Source organism: Flagellimonas aquimarina, assembly GCF_003149745.1.
Lineage (GTDB): Bacteria > Bacteroidota > Bacteroidia > Flavobacteriales > Flavobacteriaceae > Flagellimonas > Flagellimonas aquimarina.
This window is the reverse complement of record NZ_QGEG01000002.1, coordinates 963,022-985,798: the sequence shown is the minus strand read 5'-3', so window position 1 is coordinate 985,798 and position 22,777 is coordinate 963,022. Positions and strand designations below refer to the sequence as shown.

The window sequence follows — 22,777 nt, the reverse complement described above, 5'->3', positions numbered from 1 at the left end:
TTATTTAACTTCATCTAAGTGGTCATCCCACTCTTTTATATTCGGTTCGCCCAGTTTGCCGACAGATTTTGCAACAACCATGGAGACCATGGCATCCCCAGTTACATTCACAATGGTTCTGCACATATCCAATGGTCTATCCACAGCAAATATCAATGCCAGGCCTATTGCCAATTTATCCGCTGGAAAACCTATCGACTCCAATACAATGACCAGCATGACCATTCCGGCACCCGGTACTGCTGCAGAGCCAATAGAAGCTAATAACGCCGTCAATACTATTGTCAATTGGTCACCAAAAGTAAGATCAAAACCAAGTGCTTGCGAAATAAAAACTGCCGCCACCCCTTGGTAAAGACTTGTACCGTCCATATTAATGGTAGCGCCAACTGGTAAAACAAAACTGGACACTTCTTTATCTACCCCTATGTGCTCTTCAACTCTCTCCATAGTAACAGGTAAAGTAGCGGCACTGGAACTAGTGGAAAAAGCCAATAATTGAGCAGGGCTCATTTCCTTTAAAAACCAAAATGGATTCTTTTTGGTGTAAACAGAAACAACAACACTGTAAAACACAATCATTACGAACAAACCTCCCACAACAACTCCTGCATATTTTAAAAGAGCAAGCAGCAAGTCTGGGTCACTTGATGACACCACCACTCCGGCCAACAAAGCAAACACAGCATAGGGAGCAGAAAGCATGATTAAATCCACCATCTTTAATACCACATCATTTAAGGAATCAAAGAAATCTTTTAATGGTTTTGCTCTTTCCTCGCCAATAAGCAACATAGAAATTCCTAGAAATATGGTAAAGAAGATTACTTGAAGCATAAGTCCATTATCACTCATCGCTTTTAAGGCATTGTCTGGCACCATATCCTCCAAAAACTGTAAAGGCCCACTATCTTTCTGCCGTGTAGCTTCAGCTATTTTTGAAGTAACCCCAGAATCAGTAGCATATGTTTCTGTTAGTTTGGTTACCGTTTCTTCTGAAATCCCATTTCCTGGCTGCAATGTATTAACCAGAATTAACCCTATGGATATTGCCACAACAGTGGTTAAAATATAAATTCCGATTGTTCGTAACCCAATATTCCTGAACTTAGAAATATCCTTTAAATCAGAAATTCCTTTGACTAAGGAGGCAATAATCAAAGGAATGGCAATAAGTTTAAGTAGTTTTACAAAAATTGTTCCCAGCGGTTGAATCCAGTCCGAAACAAAACCTTTGCCCCAATCAACTTGGGTCATAACAAATCCAAATACAATTCCCAAAAGCATTCCAATTAGGATTTGCCAATGCAGTTCAAGTTTACGCATGTGTATATTTTAGGAAAGTAAGATACTATTTTGATGCGAAAACCCCTAACTGGGTATTATATTTTGTTAGTACGGGCCAAAAGCACGAAGTCTGCCAAAACCATTGCCGCCATTGCCTCAACAATGGGGACTGCTCTTGGAACAACACAAGGGTCGTGTCTTCCTTTGCCTTGTGCAGTAACTTTTTCACCCTCTTTGTTGATGGTCTCATATGATTGAAGGACAGTTGCTACCGGTTTAAACGCCACATTGAAATAAATGTCCATCCCATTACTGATCCCCCCTTGAATACCACCGCTAAGATTTGTAGTGGTAGTGCCGTCACTGTTATAGGAGTCGTTATGCTCACTCCCTTTCATCGTGACACCATTAAATCCACTACCATACTCAAAACCCTTTACAGCATTAATAGAAAGCATGGCCCCACCTAAAACCGCATGTAACTTGTCAAACACCGGTTCACCTAAACCAATTGGTACATTTTGCACCACACAGGTAATTACTCCACCAATGGTGTCCCCTTCTTTTTTAATGGATTTTATGTATTGCTCCATGCGAGCTGCCGTTTCCATATCTGGACAACGAACGGGATTTGCTTCTGTCTTTGAAAAATCTAGTTCTTTGTAATTTTTTTCCAATTTCATTTCCCCAACTTGAGAAACGAAGGCATTGATTTTTACGTTGGATAGGAATTGTTTTGCTATAGCTCCCGCCACTACCCTGCTTGCAGTTTCTCTTGCAGAACTTCTACCTCCTCCTCTATAATCTCTAAAGCCATACTTCCTATCATAGACATAATCCGCGTGTGAAGGTCTGTATGAATCCTTTATATGCGAGTAATCTTTAGACTTTTGGTTAGTGTTATGAATTGCAAAACCAATTGGGGTACCTGTGGTTTTCCCTTCAAAAACACCTGAGTAAATTTCCACAGTATCCGGTTCCTTTCGCTGTGTAACAATGGCCGACTGTCCAGGTTTTCTCCTATTTAATTCCAATTGGATTTTTTCTAGATCCAGTTCTATCCCAGCAGGACAGCCATCAATTACCCCTCCAAGGGCTCTGCCATGTGATTCCCCAAAAGATGTGAGTTTAAAAAGATGTCCAAAAGTATTACCAGCCATTTCCCCAAAATTCAGTAAGCTTCAAAGGTAGAAGTTATAAACCGTTTTCAAAAACCTGCTTCTTAGTTAATGTTTATATAACATATTAAAGTTTTGCTTGATGTTTTTTTAACCATACCCTCATCAATTGTTGATTTGAATTTGATATTAAGTTTATTCCTACACGCTTATTTTGCCTCAAACCTTATATCATTGAAAAAGAGGAAGATTGAGCTAGCTGTAATTTCTGATGTCCATCTTGGAACATATGGCTGTCATGCAGATGAACTTATTGTCTATCTCAACAGCATACAGCCCAAGAAACTTATTTTGAACGGAGATATTATAGACATCTGGCAATTCAGTAAAAGATATTTCCCAGCATCCCACTTAAAGGTGCTCAAAAAGATTATTGGGATGGCCTCAAAGGGTACAGAAGTGCACTATATCACTGGAAATCATGATGAAATGCTTCGTAAGTTTAGTGATACTTCAATGGGTAATTTTAAAATCACCAACAAACTTGTACTCAATTTAGATGGCAAAAAAGCATGGATTTTCCATGGTGATGTCTTTGATGTATCAATCCAGAATGCAAAATGGCTGGCAAAACTTGGGGGCTATGGTTATGATATTCTTATCCTAATAAACAGCTTTGTTAATTGGTGTTTAGCAAAAATGGGGCGTGAGCGTTACTCCCTTTCTAAACGCATAAAGAATAGCGTAAAAGGTGCAATAAAGTATATCAACAATTTTGAAAAGACCGCCGCTGACCTTGCAATTGAAAACGACTATGATTATGTAATATGCGGTCATATTCACCAACCCAAGAAAGAGCGATATGAAAATAAGCATGGAAGTTGTCTTTATCTAAATTCTGGGGATTGGGTAGAAAATTTAACTGCTCTGGAATATTCTTTTAAACGCTGGAGAATATACCATTATAACCAAGATAAGCTATCACCTTTCTTTGTTGACGAAGACCTTAAGGAAATGGATCTGAATGAACTTATTGCCTCTATAACGGATAAAGGATTAGATATTGAAACCATCGCCGAGGTTATAGAAGAAAAAAAGACGAAAAAATCTTAGACAACAAGGGCTTGGCACAAGATTGAAACTGGATGTTGTGAATCCCTTTTTGTTCCATCTTTAATTTGATGTCTACAACTTGTCCCGTTTGCTGAAATTATCGTTTCTGCCGGACTTTTTCTAACAGCTGGGAACAATTTAAGTTCACCTACTCTCATGCTAGTTTCATAATGTTCTTTTTCATAGCCAAAAGAACCCGCCATTCCACAACAACCTGATGCAATTATAGAAACCTTGTAGTTTTTGGGTAAATTAAGCACATCAAACGTGACCTTCTGATTAGAAAGTGCTTTTTGGTGGCAGTGACTATGAATTTTCACTACTTTTTCCTCTTTTGTAAAACTATCGGACGTTATGGTTCCTTCATTAATTTCTGAGGCCAAAAACTCTTCAATCAAAAAAGAACTTGAAGCTAACTTTTCCACTTGCCCTTTGTGCTGATGCAATCTTTTGTATTCGTCCCTAAATGATAGTACTGCTGAAGGTTCCAAGCCAACAATCGGAATATTTTGCAGAAGTACGTTTTCCAATCTGGCCATATTCTTCTCCACCAGTTTTTTAACCTGTTTCAAGAATCCTTTAGATAAATATGTTCGTCCACTTTCAGCATAAAACAACTGCACATCATATCCAAGTTTACAAAGCAATTCTATTGCATCTTTGCCCACTTCTACATCCAAGTACTGAGTAAATTCATCAATATATAGAACCACCTTCTTTAAAGATTGGACGTTTTCAGCCCTATACTTTTTTAAGTAATCTTCAAAATTGAAGTTGTAAACGTTTGGAAGAGATCTTTCCGCAGCTACTCCAGATGTTTTTTTTAGGAGACCGCCCATTGTTTTAGACTTATAAATGGAATTGATCAACCCAGGGAGTTTACTCCCAAGAGCATTGAATCTTGTATTATGGGCAAACAATTTGCTACGCAATGGATACCCATTGGTTTCTTGATATTGATAGAGAAATTCCGCCTTTAAAGTTGCAACATCTACATTACTAGGGCATTCACTTGCGCATGCTTTGCAGCTTAAACACAAATCAAAAACTTCTTTAAGTTCTTTTTGGTCAAACTTATTTGGCTTTTCGGAATTGGTCAAAAATTCACGCAAGGCATTGGCCCTCCCCCGAGTGGTATCCTTCTCGTTTTTGGTGGCATGATAGCTGGGGCACATTCCACCAGCCATATTATGGCTTTTGCGACAATCGCCGCTGCCGTTACATTTTTCAGCAGCTTTTAGAATTCCCTCGCTATCTGAAAAGTCCATTAATGTCTTAACCTGTGGTTCATCGCGATCAATTTCGTAACGCAACGATTCGTCCATTGGAAAGGCATCTACAATTTTTCCCGGATTAAAAATATTATTGGGGTCAAAAACGTATTTTATTCTTTTTAGCAATTCATAATTGGCCTCCCCTATCATCAAGGGAATAAATTCTGCCCTTACAATACCATCCCCATGTTCACCACTGAAACTGCCCTTATATTTTTTAGTAAGCTTTGCGACATCTGTGGTAATTGAGCGAAATAAAACAACGTCTTCAGATTTTTTTAAATTAAGAATGGGTCTTAAGTGCAACTCTCCGGCCCCAGCATGGGCATAGTACACGGCATCTTGCCCATAGTCTTTCATGATCTTGGTAAACTCCCCAATAAAATCTTTCAAATCTTCCAGGGCAACCGCTGTGTCCTCAATACAGGCGACCGCTTTACGGTCACCGACCATATTACCCAATAGTCCCAATCCCGCTTTACGAAGTTCTAGGGCTTTGTTGATATCGGCGCCTTTTAAAACAGGGCTTGCATAACTTAATCCTGATTTTTTAATGGTCTTTAGCAATTCTTTTAATTGGCTCTCCAAGTTCTTTTCTGTATCTGCCTTTACTTCCAACATCAAAATTCCGGCAGGGTCTCCATCTACAAAAAAACGGTTGGCCAATTGTGCTCGGTTGTTTTTTGTGCAATCGAGAATGACTTTGTCCATCATCTCACAGGTGTGCAGGTTATGCTGCATAACCGGTGCCACATCGCTTAAACAATCTTCTAGTGTTTTATAATGGGTAGCCACCATGGCCGAAAAAGGCGGTGGTAAATTGTCCAGTTGTAAGGTGATTTCTGTTGTAAACGCTAAAGTTCCCTCGCTGCCAGACAATAATTTACACAAGTTAAAGTCCTCTTCATTAGCTCCATAAATGTTGTTTTTTAAAAGTTCATCCACTGCATAACCTGTATTTCTTCTATGAATACTGGGCTTTGGGAATTCTGATGCAATATTTTCCTGGTTGTTGGTATCGGAAAGCTCATTGTCAATTGTAGAATAAATCATTCCTTCAAGCGAATTTTGATCCTTCTTTCTTTCAAATTCATCTTTATTCAAATCAGCAAAAAAAGCTTCACTTCCATCTGATAATATGCAATTTAGAGCAACTACTTTATCTCTTGTAACGCCATATTGTATGGATGTGGTCCCTGAAGAATTGTTCCCAACCATACCACCAATCATACATCTATTTGATGTTGATGTATTTGGTCCAAAAAAAAGACCAAAGGGTTTTAAAAATAGATTCAATTCATCTCTAACCACTCCGGGTTGAACTTTAATCTGCTTTTTCTCTTCATCCAAAGTCAATATCTGGGTAAAATGTTTAGAAACATCTACCACAATGCCTTCACCCACGCACTGTCCTGCCAAAGAAGTTCCCGCAGTTCTAGGAATCAATCCTATATCATGTTTATTAGCAAAAGAGATCAGAATCTGGATATCCTTAGTGGTCATGGGATATGCCACCGCGGCAGGTTGTTTTCTATATACAGATGCATCTGTAGCATAGAGTGCCCTGCTTAAGTCATCTATTAATAATTCACCTTGTAATTCTTGAGAGAGGGATTTTAAGAGAGTTTTATCCAATCTGGAACAATTTTTGGTTATCAAAATAAGTTTTATTGTCAGAAAGCTTTACAAAGCTATCTTTAATTTTTAACTAAACGAGAAACTTATGAGGATTACCACATTATTTACTGGTCTTTTTTTGTTTGCAACAATGGTAGCCAGCGCACAGGACATTTCTGAACATACATTAGGACTTCGCCTAGGTGACAGTGACGGTTTTGGTGCTGAAATCTCTTATCAAAAATCCATTGGTCGCTATAACAGAGCTGAATTTAACCTAGGCTGGAGAGATAGCAGGCAATTTGATGCTTTTAAACTATCTGGAGTATACCAATGGGTACACCAATTGGATGGCAACTTTAATTGGTATTATGGTGTTGGTGGCGGATTGGGAAGTGTGGAGTTTGAACCAATCCCCAATGGTGATGACAATGATGGCCTTTTTGTGTTTGCGGCAGGAGATATTGGTGTGGAATATAATTTTGATATTCCCTTGCTCTTATCCCTCGATTTTAGACCAGAAATTGGCATTTTAGGGTATGATGGTTTCGATAATGATTTTGATTTTGATATTGCTCTCGGCATTCGATATCAATTTTAATTGTCAGTTTCCAAATACAAAGCCCTTGCTGTTTAAGAAAAGTTAAGGGCTTTTTTATGCCATAAGTAATGAATACCTTAGCGGATTAAATAGCGTAAAATGAAAAGAATACTTGCAATTACTTTAGGAATACTGTTTTTGGCATCATGTAATTCAAAACCCGAGGGGTTTGTTTTGAATGCAAAAGTTACAGGTGAGTTGGACAATGGCACCAATGTGTACTTGAAAACAACAGATTCTCTTAATCAGCTAATTGACATTGATACAACTATCGTGGAAAACGGAACTTTCAGCTTTGAAGGTATACAGGAAAAACCCCAACTTCATTACATTTTTGTAGAAGCTAATAGAGGAAATATTCCCTTTGTTCTTGAAAATGGGAACATCAACTTAAAGTTCCAGAAAGATAGTATGAACTATGCTCAACTTAAAGGTACTGTCCAAAATGAGCTTTTCATGAACTTTTTAAGTGAATCCAGAAAACTATCAGAACGAGCTAGATCTATGCAAAATGATATGCGCAATGCGGCTCAACAACAAGACACCGCTACTGTGACCGCGTTGAGAGAGGAATATCTTGAGTTTCAGGATGAAGTAAAGACTTTTAATGTTGATTTTGCAAAAGAAAACCCCAATGCGCTTATTTCCGTTTTAATTATTGGGAATTTAATGATGAGCAAAGGTCTTCCCGGTGATGAGGTCAAGGCTCTTTACGAGGCCCTTACACCAGAAATGAAACAATCCACTCCTGGAGAAAAATTGGGAGATCAACTGGAAAAGCAAAAAACAACAGAAATAGGTGGTATAGCCCCTGAGTTTTCCGCCCCAACTCCAAACGGTGATCTATTGGCATTAAGTGATGTAAAAGGGAAACTAACCTTGATCGACTTTTGGGCTGCTTGGTGCAGGCCATGCAGGGCAGAAAACCCAAACATTGTTTCTGTTTACAACAAATATCATGATAAAGGGTTAAACGTAATTGGCGTTTCTTTAGATGCTCGTGCAGAGGATTGGACTAAAGCTATTGAAGCAGATGGTCTAGCATGGAACCATATCTCTAACCTGAAACGTTTTCAGGACCCTGTGGCCCAGTTATATAATATAAATGCAATCCCCGCTGCTTTTCTCATAGACGAAAATGGGGTAATCGTGGCAAAGGATCTTCGAGGTCCGGATTTAGAACAAAAAGTATCAGAGCTACTTAACTAGTTTGAATAAATCACATAATAAAAGCCTAAGGACACCCTTGGGCTTTTTGTTTTTTTGAACAACCCACTTAAATTTTCCCCATCTTTTCCAAAAGAAAAAGAATTATGATCGGAACTGCCAATAGAAGCACGATCAATGTATCTGTCACAAAAAGTTCTGGCCTAAACAAAAGCGTAATGGCATATCCTCCAATGGCTCCACCAAAATGAGCAGTATGCCCAATATTTCCATGTCTGCTCTTCATTCCATAAATTGAATATAATAGATAGGCTATCCCTAATACATAGGCAGGCAATTGTATTGGAATGAACATGATCCCCAATTGCATGTTTGGGTTTAGCAAAATTGCTGCATATAAAATCCCTGTAACCGCGCCACTTGCACCAACCGCACTATAATAAGGTTCATCTTTGTGAAAAAAGAGTGCTAAAAGACTCCCGCCAATAAGACTAATAAAATAGATAATTAAAAATCTGGTAGGCCCAAAACCATTAATCACCACATTGGCAAAAAAATAGAGGGTGAACATATTAAAAAATAAATGGGAAATGTCTACATGTAAAAAACCAGAAGTAACGGTTCTTTCACGCTGTCCAGCTTTTATTCCTCCAATGCTAAATTTGTATCGGTCAAAAAAGACAGTGTCGCCAAACCCTCGTAAAGAGACAACAATATTTACAGCGATAATAGCAATTGTAGCCGCATGCAAATTGTACATATTCTATAATATTAGGGGCAAATATAGCTATATTTGCCCCAAGATCCACTTATGCAATTAGTAGTTTTTATCCTTGCCTATCCGCTGCTCTGGTTGATTTCCAGACTACCATTTAGAATACTTTATTTAATTTCTGATGTCGTATACCAATTACTTTATCATCTTATAGGATATCGTAAAAAAGTGGTCAGGAATAACCTTAAATTGGTTTTTCCAGAAAAATCAGATGAAGAGCGCCAGTTAATAGAAAAGAAATTCTACAAACACCTTTGCGATATCTTTTTAGAAATGGCAAAGACATTGGGGATCAGCACTAAACAAATGAACAAAAGATATGTTTTTACCAATGTGGAAGTGCTGAAAAAATTGGAAAGTGAAGGCAAAAATACAATGATAATGATGCCACATTATGCAAGTTGGGAGTGGGTTTTTTCTTTGAACTCTCAGTTAAATTCCAAAGCCTATGCCATTTATCAGGCTATTCAAAACAAGTATTTTGATAAATTGGTCCGTGACATTAGGAGCAAATATGGTACAACGCTAATACGAACCAACGAAAGCCGAAAAATAATAAAAGATGCCAAAGCAAGTGGTGATTTGATTACGGTTGGTATCATTAGTGACCAGTCTCCCATGCTGAACAGAACAAGACATTGGGCAAAATTCATGAACATTACCGTACCAATCCATGTTGGAGGGGAAGAACTCTGTAAGGTTCATGACATTATTCCGATTTATCTTAAGGTTAAAAAACTGAAACGCGGCCATTATCAAGGTACTTTCAAAGTCCTAGCAGAAAAACCTACAGAAGTTGAGGGATATAAAATTTCTGAAGCTTTTTTAAAAGAGGTTGAAAAATCTGTTTATGAAGCTCCGGAATACTATTTCTGGACCCATAAAAGATGGAAGCATAAGGACAAAGCACCTAAAGAGTTTCAAAACAAGGCTAACCCCAATGTCAATCAAAAAGCAATTTAAAAAACGACATCTTCTCTTCATCGCTGTATTTGGGTATTTACTTTTTGCAAACTCGTGCATGACCATGCGCACCTCGTCTACAAAAACCATTGCATATTTTCAAGAAAAACAGGTTACATATCTAGATGAAACCCTGGAACTCCAAGGGAAAGAATTACATTACATTCAAACGGGCAAACAAGATGCGCCAACATTAGTTTTTGTGCATGGGTCCCCAGGAAGCTGGGATGCTTATAAAACCTATCTAACCGACTCTTCACTCGTAGATAATTTTCGAATTATAGCCCCAGACAGACCTGGTTTTGGGAAAAGCAATTTTCGCAGAAGCATGGGACTTAAACCCCAGGCAATTATGCTTAATGAACTTTTAATGCAATTGGACAATGGAAGACCGTATACCTTAATCGGTCATTCCTATGGAGGGCCATTAATCGTAAAAATGGCTCTGGAAAGACCAGAACAATATAAAAACCTGGTGATATTAGCAGGAGCTTTGGATCCCGCGGCAGAAAAACCAGAAAAATGGAGGAAGCCACTGACTTGGGCTCCACTAAAATATTTAGTGCCGGGAGCACTGAAACCTTCCAATGATGAGCTCTGGATGCTTAAAAAAGACCTAAAGGCTATGCAACCACAGTTAAACCAATTAACACAACGTACTTTGATTGTTCATGGCAAAGAAGACAAATTGGTTCCATACCAAAATGTCCCCTTCATGGAAAAGCATTTTACATCTGTGGACAGCTTAAAAGTGATTTCCATAGAAAAGGAAAACCATTTTATAGTATGGAATCAGGAGAAATTGGTAAAACAAGCCTTGCTGGAATGGGTCTTGCCAAACTAACATTGCTAATATGTTGTAAAGCGTTGTTCGTCTAATTTTTTTAAACTCCATTCTAAATTTTCCCTATACTTCCACCATGGAATTTTTGTGGTCTATTTTTGAAGAAATAATTGGCTTTTTGGGAATCTCCCAAGCTTTGGAAATTCTTAAAACAGGGGATTATTCCACTTTTAAAACCTATGATGGAATAGCATCTTTAATCTATCCCATTATTCCATTACTTCTCCTACTTGAATTCTTTGTGGGCCTTATCTATAAAAAGCCCCAGATAAAAGTGTACAAAGTAAACTTCCTTATTTACATTTTCAATCGATTTGTGGGACGCTTTATTTCCATAGCCATGGTTGCTTATTGCATTGGTCTTTTTAGTCCAATTGCGCATTTTAAAATTGGAAGCAGCTGGTATTGGTATATCTACGCATATGTGGTCTGGGAATTCGGACATTTTATTTATCATTATCTAGGACATAAAGTTCGGATTTTCTGGTGTTTACACTCTACCCATCATGCTCCAGAGGAAATGAACCTTTCGGTAACCCATGCGCATTTCTTTCTGGAAGCGCCTTACGCAGATGTTATTCGCACAACGGTATGTATTCTTTTGGGTGTACAACCTGAGCTTTTATTTACCGTAATGTTCATAGATGGTACTTATGGTGCGTTCATTCATATAGGGGAAAATCTAATTAAGGATGCACGCTTTGGGTTTTTAAACAAAATTATTCTTACCCCTTCTCATCATAGGGTGCATCATGCACGTAATCCATTGTACATGGACACCAATTTCTGTAACCTTCTAAACATTTGGGACAGACTGTTTGGAACTTATCAAGAAGAACAAAAGAATGTAGAAGTTGAGTACGGTATTACCCGAAAAATGGATTCAGGAAACTTTATTGATGTCTATTTTGGTGAAATCATTTCACTGGCAAAAGATGTAATAAATGCTCCAGGCATTATGAACAAACTGCGTTATATTATCATGCCTCCTGGTTGGAGTCATTCCGGAGCCCACAAAACTGCTAAAATGTTGAGGGAGGCCTACTTAGAGAATAATCTTGATGCCTAAAATTATCCCAAATTTTGTAAGTTCCTGAACTTTGTTTTATACATTGTAGTTCAATCAAAAAACTATAACATGAAACAACTGTTCACCTGCGTCGCTTTATGTTTTTTTGCATCATCCATAGGGCAAGAAACCAAAGTGATTTCCGAAGAAACAATCATTTCCATAAAGAAAGATATTTGGATACCATTTATGGAAGCATATGCCAATTTAGATTCAGAAAAGCTAAAATCCATCCATTCAGCTGATATTGTTAGAATCTATATGGATCAGAACACTGTAGAAAATGGACAAAGCTATATGGAAAATTTTGGAGGCTTTCTAGATAGCATGAAACAACGTGATGGACGTTTGGGAATAGCCTTTGCTATTCTATCAACTGCAATTGATGAAAACGAAGAATTAGCCTACCAAACAGGGTATTATCGCTTTAGCTCTAAACGAAAAGATGACGCTGAACTAATAGTTCGAGGTTACGGTCTTTTTAGTGTTGGAATAAAAAAAATAGACGGTGTTTGGAAATTATGGTTAGACTCTGATAAAAGGATCAACATTGATGCTGCCGAGTTCAACAATCAAGATATCATCTACGAATTGAATGACTAATCTAGTCCCGCAACCTCTTTAATCTCATCAATAATATGGTCTGCAAGGTCGTTTGCCGCTTGTTGACTTTTAGCTTCAGTATAGATCCGAATAATGGGTTCGGTATTGGATTTGCGCAGATGTACCCAGTTTTCAGGGAAATCTATTTTAACTCCATCAATGGTGGATACTTGCTCGTTTTTGTATTTGTCATGCATTGCTTCTAACAGCGCATCCACATCTAAATCCGGTGTCAACTGTATCTTCTTTTTGCTCATAAAGTAGCTAGGATAACTTGCCCTAAGTTCCGCAACCGTACCTCCTCTTTCTGCCATGAGCATTAGAAATAGTGCTGTGCCTACTAAAGAATCACGCCCGTAATGGCTTTCTGGATAGATAATTCCTCCGTTGCCTTCTCCTCCAATTATTGCATTGTTTGCCTTCATTTTAGTGACCACGTTCACCTCTCCAACGGCTGCCGCTTCGTATGTTCCCCCATGCTTTTCAGTTATATCACGAAGTGCTCTGGAAGAAGATAGGTTGGAAACAGTGTTTCCTTTTGTTTTTCCCAATACATAATCAGCACAGGCCACCAGGGTATATTCTTCACCAAACATTTCACCATCATTGCTAATAAAGGCCAATCTATCAACATCTGGGTCCACTACAATGCCAAAATCGGCTTGCTCTTCAACAACCAACTTACAGATGTCGCCCAAATGTTCTTTTAAAGGTTCAGGGTTATGGGGAAAGTGCCCTGTAGGGTCACAGTACAATTTTATCACCTCCACCCCTAATTCTTCCAACAATTTTGGAATGGCAATTCCACCAGTGGAGTTAACGCCATCCACAACTACTTTGAAGCCGGCTTTTTTTATAACTTCCTTATCAACCAAAGGAAGTTCCAAAACTTCGTCAATATGAACATCTATATATGAATCATTCTTGATGATTTTTCCTAAATCATCAACTTCTGAAAAGTTAAAATCTTCTTTTTCGGCCAATTCAAGAATAACAGCTCCCTGTTCGGCATCTAAAAATTCACCGCGCTCATTTAACAATTTAAGGGCGTTCCATTGTTTGGGGTTATGGCTGGCAGTGAGGATAATTCCCCCATCAGCTTTTTCTAAAGGAACAGCAATCTCTACAGTGGGAGTCGTGGACAAACCTAAGTCCACCACGTCTATTCCAAGCCCAACAAGAGTCGACACTACCAAATTTTGAATCATTTCTCCAGATAAACGGGCATCTCTTCCAATAACAACGGTCAATTTCTCTTTACCTGCATAATCTTTGAGCCATGTTCCATAGGCAGCAGCAAACTTCACCGCATCTATTGGGGTAAGGTTGTCGTTTGTAGTTCCTCCTATAGTACCACGTATTCCAGAAATTGATTTTATAAGCGTCATAATTGTTAAAAAAGTTTTTGCAAATATAACGGGGTATTTGCTATTCCATGTTTTGAATTTGTAAATTTCATCAGAAAAGAACATTGGATCAATGAATTTCTTGGCACATATTTATCTGTCCTTTGGCGATAAGGAAATAACCCTTGGTAATTTTTTTGCCGATCACATCCGCGGAAACAAATACAAGCACTTTCCTGAGAGGATCCAAAAAGGAATTTTATTACATAGAGAAATAGATACTTTTACTGACGCTCACCCTATTGCCAAACAAAGTAGTAAAAGGCTTCACAAAAATTATAGCCACTATAGCAGAGTCATTGTTGATATTTTTTATGATCATTTTTTGGCAAAAAACTGGAAAAAATATTCCGAAGTGCCCTTAGAGGAATTTGTTGAAAACTTCTATGATCTATTAGAGGATAACTATGGTGTCTTGCCACTGGCAACACAACGTATGATGCCTTATATGATCACGGACAACTGGTTGCTGAGCTATGCCAATTTGGATGGGATTTCAAAAGTTCTTGCAGGAATGAACAGAAGGACCAAAAACAAATCAAAAATGAATTTTGCCATTTTAGATCTAGAAGAGCATTACAGTGCTTTTGAAAATGAGTTTACCCTTTTTTTTGAAGAATTGATTACCTTTTCCCAACAAAAATTTAATTCCTTATGCGAAGAATAATACTTGCTCTCCCATTTCTTTTATTCCTAAACTGTAAACAACAACCTGCACTCCCTACTGGATTAGTGACCGAAAAAGCAATGGTGGTTTCTGCAAGAGAAGAAGCTTCCAAAATAGGTTCAGAAATCATGGAAAATGGCGGAAACGCATTTGATGCCATGGTGGCCACAGAATTGGCTTTGGCAGTAGCTTATCCTTTTGCAGGTAACCTTGGCGGTGGCGGTTTCATGGTCTACCGAAAAAATAATGGAGATATTGGAGGTTTGGATTACAGAGAAAAGGCTCCCCTCTCGGCGCATAGGGACATGTACTTAGATTCCTTGGGTAATGTAATACCCAATATGAGTACCGTTGGAGCTACGGCGGTAGGAGTACCGGGAACAGTGGCTGGTGTTATGGAAGTACATAAAAAGTTTGGTTCATTATCCCTTTCAGATATTTTGACGCCAGTAATTAAATTGGCCAAAAAAGGTGTGTTAGTTACGGAAAAACAAGCAAAAAGATTAGAAAGTTATAAAGAGCGTTTTATCCAGGTAAATGGTGACAGTACCAAGTTTGCAGCCAACTTTGTTGCCGGAGACACTATTAAATATCCTGCGCTAGCTTCAACTTTAGAAAAAATATTGGAAAATGGTAGAGATGGTTTTTACAAAGGTGAAGTAGCGGAAAAGCTAGCAACGTTCATCCAAGAAAAAGGTGGTTTCATTACAACAGAAGATTTGGAAAGGTACGAAGCCAAATGGCGTCAGCCTGTAGTTTTTAAGTACAAAGATTTACGTGTTATTTCAATGAGTCCGCCAAGTAGTGGCGGAGTCACCATAAATCAAATCTTTAAAATGATCGAGTCATATGATATTTCAAAATATGGACATAATTCGGCTAAATCAGTACAATTGTTTACCGAGGCAGCTAGGCGCGCTTACGCTGACCGTAACTATTTCTTAGGAGACCCTGATTTTGCTGATATTCCATTAGACGTGATTTTGAGTGATGCTTATTTACAAGAAAGAATGCAAGATTTTTCTTTTGATAAGGCAACGTTATCTTCTGATGTAAGTCATGGAGAGGTTGAGATTATTGAGAGCATGGAAACCACCCACTACTCCATTGTTGATGACAAAGGGAATGCCATTTCAGCAACAACAACATTGAACGGGGGCTATGGTTCCAAGCTATACTCTGCAGAGCTTGGATTCTTTTTAAACAATGAGATGGATGATTTTAGCTCAAAAGCTGGGGTGCCAAATATGTTTGGTCTTATTGGAGCGGAAGCCAATAGCATTGCTCCTGAAAAACGAATGTTGAGCAGCATGACTCCAACACTGGTTGAAAAAGATGGAAAACTTTATATGGTGGTAGGAACTCCTGGTGGCTCAACCATAATCACAGCGGTAGCGCAAACAATTCTTAATGTTTATGAATACAATCTAAGTATGCAAGAGGCAGTAAATGCTCCGCGTTTTCATCATCAATGGCTGCCAGATGTAGTGTTTTTTGAAGAAGAAGGTTTTTCAGAAGAGTTAAAATCTAGTCTCAAAGAAAAAGGATACCAAATTTTTGAAGGTAGAAGTCGAATTATTGGAAAAGTGGATGCCATACGAGTACTAAAGAATGGCAAGTTGGAAGGTGGTGCTGACAAAAGAGGGGATGATACTGCGGTTGGTTACTAAGGTCGAATGCCTATGACTTATGATGTTGTAATCTTAACAGACCGAAGGTTCATAAATCCAAAGAAATCCGGCAAATCCATTGACAATGTATTGTTAGAAGACAAATTGGTTTCAGATGCCTTACATCATATTGGGCTTAAGGTTACAAAAAGGTCTTGGGACGATTCAAATTTTGATTGGACATCTACAAAATATGCGCTGTTTAGAAGCACATGGGATTGCTTTGAACGCTTTTCAGAATTCTCTCTTTGGCTCAAAGAAGTTTCTAGCAAGACACAGCTCATCAATTCCCAAAAATTAATTTATTGGAATATTGACAAGCATTATATGCTAGACTTGGCCAAAGCCGGAATTACCATTCCTAGAACTTTATTTGTAGAAAAAGGAACCGCAACCAGTTTAAAAAAGGCATATGGCCATGCAAGAGAAAACGATAATTTTAAATCTACCACTTTTGTGCTAAAACCTTGTTTTTCAGGCGGTGCAAGACATACTTATAAAATTGAACCAGAAGAGATCAGTCAATATGAAACTATCTTTCAAGAATTGATCGTAGAAGAAGCCATGATGCTGCAAGAGTTCCAGAAGAATATAGTGGAACAAGGGGAAGTATCCATGATGGTATTCAATGGAAAATTCGTCAATGCAGTTTTAAAGATCGCCAAACCGGGAGATTTTAGAGTACAAGATGATTTTGGGGGAAGTGTTCAAGCATATTTGCCCTCTCAGAAAGAAATCGATTTTGCTGAAAAGGTTGTCCATGCTGCCCCAGAACTCCCTATTTATGCCCGAGTCGATATTTTCCTAGACAATGATGGTAACTGGGCCTTGGCAGAACTGGAAATTTTTGAACCAGAACTTTGGTTCAGGCTTTATCCCAAAGCGGCAGATACCCTTGCAAACGGCATAAAGGAAAGACTTTTTTAATGAAACGTATTTTAAAAATTGTAGGAATTCTAATCCTTGGCGCTCTCCTTTTTGCGTGGTATGCTCATGAACCGCTTCCTGAGGGAAATGTGGGGGCCAAAGCAGACGCCCTTGCGCACAAGATGTTAAAAGCCCTTAATTATCAAGAATACAAGAAAACCCGATTTTTAGAGTGGTCTTACAGAAACGGTGCCAACCAGTATAAATGGGACAAACAAAAAGGCACTGTAAAGATAAAATGGGATGATTATCTTGTATTGTTAGATTTGGTCAAAACCAAAAATAGCAAGGTGACAAAATCTGGAAAAAACCTATCTCATAAAAAAGAAAGCAAAACTATTGCCCAGGCCCTAAAAATGTTCAACAACGACTCCTTTTGGTTGGTAGCACCTTACAAGATATTTGATAAAGGCACTACCAGAAGTATCGTAATTAACGAAGATGGTTCACAGAGTCTATTGGTATCGTATTCTGAAGGAGGCACAACGCCGGGCGATCATTACCTTTGGAAATTCAACCCAGACGGATTTCCGGAAAGTTTTAAAATGTGGGTGAAAATAATTCCTGTTGGAGGAGTTGAAGCTTCTTGGAACGATTGGAAAGTAATGGAAAGTGGAGCGTTTTTACCTCAATCCCACCAATTAGGTCCTTTGACATTGGATATGGGTATCATTAAGGGATATAATTAATTTCAATTATAATTCGCTCAATCCATATTCAGTCAACACTACCCCCCACTCTTGAGTCTCCATAATTTCTAAAATAGCCTGCGAAACCTTTTGCTCAAGCTCTATATTGTTTTTAACTATTCCAAAAGCATAAAACTGGACGTCAAACTTAATTGGCAATATTTCCAGTTCGTTTAGGGTTGAATCTTTCTTAATTCGATATTGCAAAATAGGTTCATCATAGATGAAAGCGTCTATCTTTTCTTCCTTTAAATCTGATAATCCAGGGATAACCCCGTTATAAAGCGAAATATTCTTAAAAAAATGCGCCTTTAAAAAGTCATTTGCACTTGAACTGTTTACCGTTCCCACACTACGCTTTTTAAAAGCATCAAAACTATCAGTATTATCTGCAAGTTGATTTACCGTTAGACTGGAGGCTATGCTTGCCGTAAGTCCAGAAACAAATAACAAGCCACTTAACATTAGCCCCAATGCCGCGATCTTACCCAATCTTGTCTTAGGGGCTTTGTCACCGTAACCAACTGTGGTAACCGTAACAATGGACCACCAAAAACCATCCCAAATACCTCTAAGACCAGAACGGAAATGTTCAGGGTTGTTACGTTTTTCAAAAAACCAAATTAGCGTACCAAAAAACAACAAAATGAAAAAGAGAACCAAAAACCCTCTAAGAATATTGACATGAAGAAAAGCGTCCAAAAAATTCTTCAGCTTTTGAATTGATGAAGATTTGGCCACCGCAATAGTAGAGTGCGAAGCAAAAAAAGAATGGGTGAATTCCATCTGTTTACTCCGTGTTCCTGTAATGGTGAGTGGATTTATACTTACATCTATACTCCCATGTTTCAATGAATCCAGCATAGCGCTAAAATCCATTGGAACCAATTTGTATTCCAAATCCAATTCTTTTGCAACACGACCCCATAACCAAACATTGATACCTTCCAAAAGTTTTCCTTCCTGAATGATGAATGGAGCGGCCGCTGTATATCCAACTATCAAGGTATCTCTTTCAACTTGGGCAAGTGAAAATGAAAAATTGCTCAACAAGAGTATAGTGAATACCAGCTTTTTCACTTAAAATAAAGAGGTTGGTTAAGTGACTAATATAATCAAGAATTACTAAAAACGGGCAAACTAGTTCTTTACGTTCCCCATTTGCTGTTTCAATTCATCCATGGATTGCTGAAGTTGTCGTAATAGTCCCGTTTCCGTAGTGGCATCAACATTAAAGGTCAATTTACTGCTTACTTCCCAAATTTCTTGTATCTGGAAAGGCTTTATGTCATACGGAGGGTAGGTTTCGTTCAAGGAAACCAATGTAATATTATTGGAGTTTGGACGTTTTTCAATCTTCTTGACCAGTACAGCATCTTGCAGCACCACTACGTACATCTTATTTGCGCTTATGTGATCAATATGCTCAACAGATTTGGCCAATACCCAATCGCTAGGCCTAAGATTTGGCAACATACTATCCCCTTCAACTTGAAAACCTCGATAGGTAGCGTTTCTAAACTCAGGAATGGGTAAATCAAAAGCTGGCAATTGATGGTACCAACTGGTATCTGAAATGTTTTGAGGGTATCCTGCGGCAGCTTTGGCATTTACCAAAACCATATTATCATTGTCGGCACTATCTACGGTTACCACCTTGGGAATTACGCTGGTTCTGGAAGTTTCCAAATGCTTTTCCTCACTTTCGCCAAACAACCAAAGTGGATTAATATTGAATTGTTTCAACAACTCGGCCACTACTTTACCTGATAATTTGGTACGTCCCCGTTCAATATCTGCGGTGGTATTGGAAATACCCAACAACTTGGCAAATTCAGCTTGGGTATGCCCCAACTCTCTCCGAATTTCTATAAAACGCTTTAAGGTCAATTCGTTCTCCATATTTCAAATATACTAAATTTGGAATATTTCCAAAATATAATTTGGAATATTTCCATAATTAGGAATATTTCCATAATTTTGGATTAATTACAAATCAACATGGATTTTAATCGAATACAAGAAAAATTGAATGTTCTGGCCGATGCCGCCAAATACGATGTTTCTTGTGCCAGCAGTGGTAGTGATAGGGCCAATAAGGACAACGGTCTTGGGAATGCTTCCAAAATGGGCATATGTCATAGTTATACTGAAGATGGTAGATGTGTATCACTTTTAAAAATACTGTTGACAAACCACTGCATTTTTGATTGCGCCTACTGTGTTACACGTAAAAGCAATGATGTAAAACGAGCCGCCTTTAAGATTCAGGAAGTGGTGGACTTAACCATCAACTTTTATAGAAGAAATTATATTGAAGGTTTGTTTTTGAGTTCTGGCATTTTCAAAAATGCGGATTACACGATGGAACGTCTCATCGCAGTGGCCAAAAAATTGCGTTTGGAAGAAAATTTTAATGGGTACATTCATTTAAAATCCATTCCAGATGCCAGTGATGAATTAATGTACGAGGCTGGCTTGTATGCGGACCGGCTCTCCGTGAATATTGAAATACCAACTATCTCTGGCCTTAAGTTATTGGCCCCAGATAAGAAACATGAGGATTTTACCAAGCCCATGCTTAAGGTTAAAAATGAGTTGTTGCGCTTTAAAAATGAACACAAAGTCATTAAAAGCACACCCAAATATGCCCCCGCAGGGCAAAGTACCCAAATGATTGTAGGAGCTACGGGCGAAACGGATAAGGACATTATGTATTCTGCCACCTATTACTATAAGCAATACAATATGAAACGGGTGTATTATTCTGGTTACGTGCCTGTGGCGGAAGACAATCGTCTTCCCTCAATAGGCACACAGGTACCCATGCTACGAGAAAACAGGTTGTACCAAACAGATTGGTTGTTGCGCTTTTATGGTTTTGCCGTTAATGAAATCTTGAACAATGACCATCCAAACCTGGACATAGATGTAGATCCAAAACTTTCTTGGGCATTAAGGAACATGCATCACTTTCCAGTGGATATAAATAGTGCTGACAAGCGTATGCTTGCCCGTATTCCGGGAATGGGCATGAGGTCTGTGGAAAAAATTTTAAATGCCCGTAAGTTTCGAAAATTGAACTGGGACCACCTAAAGAAGATTGGAGTGGCCCTCAACCGCGCCAAATATTTTATGATTTGCGATTCTAGACATTGGGAGCGCAAGGATTTGGATGCAGAGAAAATTAAAGGAATGATTCTACAACAATCTACAGGAAAGTTCAGGAATCAGTATAGTACGCAGTTATCATTATTTAATTAAAACCTAATGAATATGATACAAACACAAAAAAGAACCAACCACTTGGAGCGCAGCCGAGAAGTTATCTTGAATCTTGGGTATGATTTTATTGTATTTAAAAGTAAAATCAACAAGGGTGTGACTGCAGTTAGAGAAAAAATATCAAAAAAGAACAAATCATGAATCCATCAAAAACCCTCATTTACGATGGAAGCTTTAATGGCTTCCTCACCACTGTCTTTGTAGCCTTTGAAGAGAAAATAGATGTGGTGGACATTCAACGAAACACACAAGGTCAAAACGGACTCTTTTCTGAAACGGAGACAATATTCACCAATGTGGAAAAGGCAAAGCGTGTTTGGAATGGTATACGAAGCACAAGCCATAACGCTATAACCAATGTGTATTTTGCCTTTTTGAGCGAAGTAGACGGTATAGAGCTTACACTCTATTCCTACATTCTAAAGCTGATGACGGCCAAAGGAGCAAAACAAACAGATTATTCAGACGGTATTGTGCTTCGCATTAGTCAATTGGCACGCTCCGTAGGCCGAGAGAAACATCGAATGGAGGCCTTTGTGCGATTTCAATTGACCAAGGATGATATTTATTTTGCCAATATTGAGCCTGACTTTGATGTTTTGCCCCTAATTTCAAAACATTTTAGGAATAGATATGCAGACCAACAGTGGTTAATCTATGATGTAAAGCGTAAATATGGGATTTACTATAATAAGGAACACGTAGAATTAATTTCACTTAACCTTAAGGAGGTTCACTTTAACAAAATACATAAAAGTGACGCCTTATTAAATGAAGAATACGATTACCAAGCCCTATGGAACGATTATTTTAAGAGCACCAACATTAAATCTCGAATCAACAGAAAATTACACAAACAACATGTACCCAAACGGTACTGGAAGTATCTTAGCGAAAAGAAAGAAACAGCATAGTCAATGGCCTTTAAACAATTAAAACTTTGGTTTGATGGTGATTTGGCAAATCTATTGGCAAACAAACTGATGGAACAACAAGTGGAATTTGACAAAAGTTCCTTTGTGCGAACCATAGCCGATGAAGTGGATGATCTAGAACTCAAAGATCGGGTAGAATGCATTGCCGATACTTTAAAGTCCCATCTATCCAAAGATTATCCCGTCGCTATCTCGCAATTAATAAAAATTCTTGGCCCTGAAAATGAAAAAGAGACTGGCATGTTCAAAGAGTACTATTGGGTCATGCCCATAGCCAAGTATGTGGAAAAATACGGCTTGGAACATTTTGACATTTCCATGAATGCAATTCAAGAAATAACCAAACGTAATACCGGGGAATATACCATTCGCCCCTATTTAGAAAGGTATTCAGAGCGTACTTTAAAAGTAATGAAGACCTGGTCCAAGGATAAAAATAAGCATGTACGCCGCCTGAGCAGTGAAGGGGTGCGACCCAGACTGCCCTGGGCAAGTAAACTAGACATCTTTATTAAAGACCCCTCTCCTATCCTACCAATTTTGGAAAGTTTAAAAGATGATGCTAGCAAATATGTGCAAACATCGGTAGCCAATTGCATTAACGATATTTTAAAGGACAACCCAGAAATTGCAAAAAAGCTAATTGCGCGTTGGGCTCGCAATGCCACCAAAGAACGTAAATGGATCATAAAACATGCATTACGGAATTTGATTAAGACAAAAGATTTGTGGGCCTTGAAAATGGTTGAATAACTGCTATTATTGTT

The 22,777-nt window shown here is 38.3% G+C and carries 21 protein-coding genes; 14 read left to right on the top strand and 7 right to left on the bottom strand.

Features of this window, described 5'->3' with window-relative positions; genetic code table 11:
• Both DKG77_RS11270 and aroC read right to left on the bottom strand, forming a co-directional pair.
• Positions 1 to 1,326, bottom strand: a complete 1,326-nt coding sequence (locus DKG77_RS11270; RefSeq protein WP_109663050.1) for a dicarboxylate/amino acid:cation symporter — start codon at positions 1,324 to 1,326, stop codon at positions 1 to 3.
• Between the two features lie 56 nt (positions 1,327 to 1,382).
• Entirely contained in the window at positions 1,383 to 2,447 is a 1,065-nt protein-coding gene (gene aroC, locus DKG77_RS11265; RefSeq protein WP_109663048.1) for a chorismate synthase, read from the bottom strand.
• Positions 2,448 to 2,639: 192 nt separating this feature from the next.
• Between aroC and DKG77_RS11260 the strand changes: the two genes are divergently transcribed.
• Complete coding sequence (locus tag DKG77_RS11260) at positions 2,640 to 3,518, top strand: UDP-2,3-diacylglucosamine diphosphatase (protein ID WP_109663046.1); 879 nt, start codon at positions 2,640 to 2,642, stop codon at positions 3,516 to 3,518.
• Here DKG77_RS11260 and DKG77_RS11255 read toward each other — a convergent pair.
• Positions 3,515 to 6,427, bottom strand: a complete 2,913-nt coding sequence (locus tag DKG77_RS11255; RefSeq protein WP_109663758.1) for an FAD-binding and (Fe-S)-binding domain-containing protein — start codon at positions 6,425 to 6,427, stop codon at positions 3,515 to 3,517. The two genes, DKG77_RS11260 and DKG77_RS11255, sit on opposite strands and share 4 nt — an antisense overlap.
• 88 nt (positions 6,428 to 6,515) lie before the next feature.
• Here DKG77_RS11255 and DKG77_RS11250 point away from each other — a divergent pair, with 88 nt between their 5' ends.
• Both DKG77_RS11250 and DKG77_RS11245 read left to right on the top strand, forming a co-directional pair.
• Positions 6,516 to 7,010, top strand: coding sequence for a hypothetical protein (locus DKG77_RS11250; protein ID WP_109663044.1), 495 nt, complete (start codon positions 6,516 to 6,518; stop codon positions 7,008 to 7,010).
• A 99-nt stretch (positions 7,011 to 7,109) separates the two neighbouring features.
• A complete protein-coding gene (locus DKG77_RS11245) occupies positions 7,110 to 8,219 on the top strand; it encodes a TlpA disulfide reductase family protein (protein WP_109663042.1) in 1,110 nt (369 codons plus the stop codon).
• A 67-nt stretch (positions 8,220 to 8,286) separates the two neighbouring features.
• Here DKG77_RS11245 and DKG77_RS11240 read toward each other — a convergent pair whose 3' ends face one another.
• Positions 8,287 to 8,937 (bottom strand): rhomboid family intramembrane serine protease, encoded by a 651-nt coding sequence (locus tag DKG77_RS11240; RefSeq protein WP_109663041.1) that lies wholly within the window; start codon positions 8,935 to 8,937, stop codon positions 8,287 to 8,289.
• Positions 8,938 to 8,988: 51 nt separating this feature from the next.
• Between DKG77_RS11240 and DKG77_RS11235 the strand changes: the two genes are divergently transcribed.
• From DKG77_RS11235 to DKG77_RS11220, 4 genes are all read left to right on the top strand, one after another.
• On the top strand, positions 8,989 to 9,915 hold the full coding sequence (locus tag DKG77_RS11235) for a lysophospholipid acyltransferase family protein (RefSeq protein ID WP_109663039.1): 927 nt from the start codon (positions 8,989 to 8,991) through the stop codon (positions 9,913 to 9,915).
• Positions 9,893 to 10,759, top strand: coding sequence for an alpha/beta fold hydrolase (locus DKG77_RS11230; RefSeq protein ID WP_165819382.1), 867 nt, complete (start codon positions 9,893 to 9,895; stop codon positions 10,757 to 10,759). Before DKG77_RS11235 ends, DKG77_RS11230 begins: the two co-directional genes overlap by 23 nt.
• Before the next feature lie 76 nt (positions 10,760 to 10,835).
• Positions 10,836 to 11,828: a sterol desaturase family protein gene (locus DKG77_RS11225; RefSeq protein WP_109663036.1), complete on the top strand. Its 993-nt coding sequence runs from the start codon at positions 10,836 to 10,838 to the stop codon at positions 11,826 to 11,828.
• A 69-nt stretch (positions 11,829 to 11,897) separates the two neighbouring features.
• Entirely contained in the window at positions 11,898 to 12,431 is a 534-nt protein-coding gene (locus DKG77_RS11220) for a Cif family virulence factor (RefSeq protein WP_109663034.1), read from the top strand.
• Here the strand turns inward: DKG77_RS11220 and glmM are convergent.
• Entirely contained in the window at positions 12,428 to 13,819 is a 1,392-nt protein-coding gene (gene glmM / locus DKG77_RS11215; RefSeq protein ID WP_109663756.1) for a phosphoglucosamine mutase, read from the bottom strand. The genes DKG77_RS11220 and glmM overlap by 4 nt on opposite strands.
• Positions 13,820 to 13,910: 91 nt before the next feature.
• Between glmM and DKG77_RS11210 the strand changes: the two genes are divergently transcribed.
• From DKG77_RS11210 to DKG77_RS11195, 4 genes are read left to right on the top strand one after another with little or no spacing between them, the layout of a single operon-like run.
• Complete coding sequence (locus tag DKG77_RS11210) at positions 13,911 to 14,504, top strand: acyl carrier protein phosphodiesterase (protein WP_109663032.1); 594 nt, start codon at positions 13,911 to 13,913, stop codon at positions 14,502 to 14,504.
• Positions 14,492 to 16,174, top strand: coding sequence for a gamma-glutamyltransferase (gene ggt / locus DKG77_RS11205; RefSeq protein ID WP_109663030.1), 1,683 nt, complete (start codon positions 14,492 to 14,494; stop codon positions 16,172 to 16,174). Before DKG77_RS11210 ends, ggt begins: the two co-directional genes overlap by 13 nt.
• A 12-nt stretch (positions 16,175 to 16,186) precedes the next feature.
• Positions 16,187 to 17,101, top strand: a complete 915-nt coding sequence (locus DKG77_RS11200) for an ATP-grasp domain-containing protein (protein ID WP_109663028.1) — start codon at positions 16,187 to 16,189, stop codon at positions 17,099 to 17,101.
• Positions 17,101 to 17,790: a hypothetical protein gene (locus tag DKG77_RS11195; RefSeq protein WP_109663026.1), complete on the top strand. Its 690-nt coding sequence runs from the start codon at positions 17,101 to 17,103 to the stop codon at positions 17,788 to 17,790. Before DKG77_RS11200 ends, DKG77_RS11195 begins: the two co-directional genes overlap by 1 nt.
• Positions 17,791 to 17,796: 6 nt before the next feature.
• On the opposite strand, the gene DKG77_RS11190 is transcribed toward DKG77_RS11195, so the two are convergent.
• The gene (locus DKG77_RS11190; protein WP_109663024.1) at positions 17,797 to 18,870 is read right to left on the bottom strand and encodes a transporter substrate-binding domain-containing protein; all 1,074 of its coding nucleotides are present in this window, start codon (positions 18,868 to 18,870) and stop codon (positions 17,797 to 17,799) included.
• A gap of 60 nt (positions 18,871 to 18,930) precedes the next feature.
• The gene (locus DKG77_RS11185) at positions 18,931 to 19,692 is read right to left on the bottom strand and encodes an XRE family transcriptional regulator (RefSeq protein WP_109663022.1); all 762 of its coding nucleotides are present in this window, start codon (positions 19,690 to 19,692) and stop codon (positions 18,931 to 18,933) included.
• Between the two features lie 99 nt (positions 19,693 to 19,791).
• Here DKG77_RS11185 and DKG77_RS11180 point away from each other — a divergent pair, with 99 nt between their 5' ends.
• The 3 genes from DKG77_RS11180 (at position 19,792) to DKG77_RS11170 (ending at position 22,763) form a co-directional block, all read left to right on the top strand.
• Positions 19,792 to 21,054 carry a putative DNA modification/repair radical SAM protein gene (locus DKG77_RS11180; RefSeq protein ID WP_109663021.1) on the top strand — a complete coding sequence of 421 codons (1,263 nt, stop codon included), beginning with the start codon at positions 19,792 to 19,794 and terminating at the stop codon, positions 21,052 to 21,054.
• A gap of 158 nt (positions 21,055 to 21,212) precedes the next feature.
• On the top strand, positions 21,213 to 21,989 hold the full coding sequence (locus DKG77_RS11175; RefSeq protein ID WP_109663019.1) for a TIGR03915 family putative DNA repair protein: 777 nt from the start codon (positions 21,213 to 21,215) through the stop codon (positions 21,987 to 21,989).
• A gap of 3 nt (positions 21,990 to 21,992) precedes the next feature.
• Positions 21,993 to 22,763, top strand: a complete 771-nt coding sequence (locus DKG77_RS11170; protein ID WP_109663017.1) for a DNA alkylation repair protein — start codon at positions 21,993 to 21,995, stop codon at positions 22,761 to 22,763.
• Positions 22,764 to 22,777: the final 14 nt, after the last annotated feature.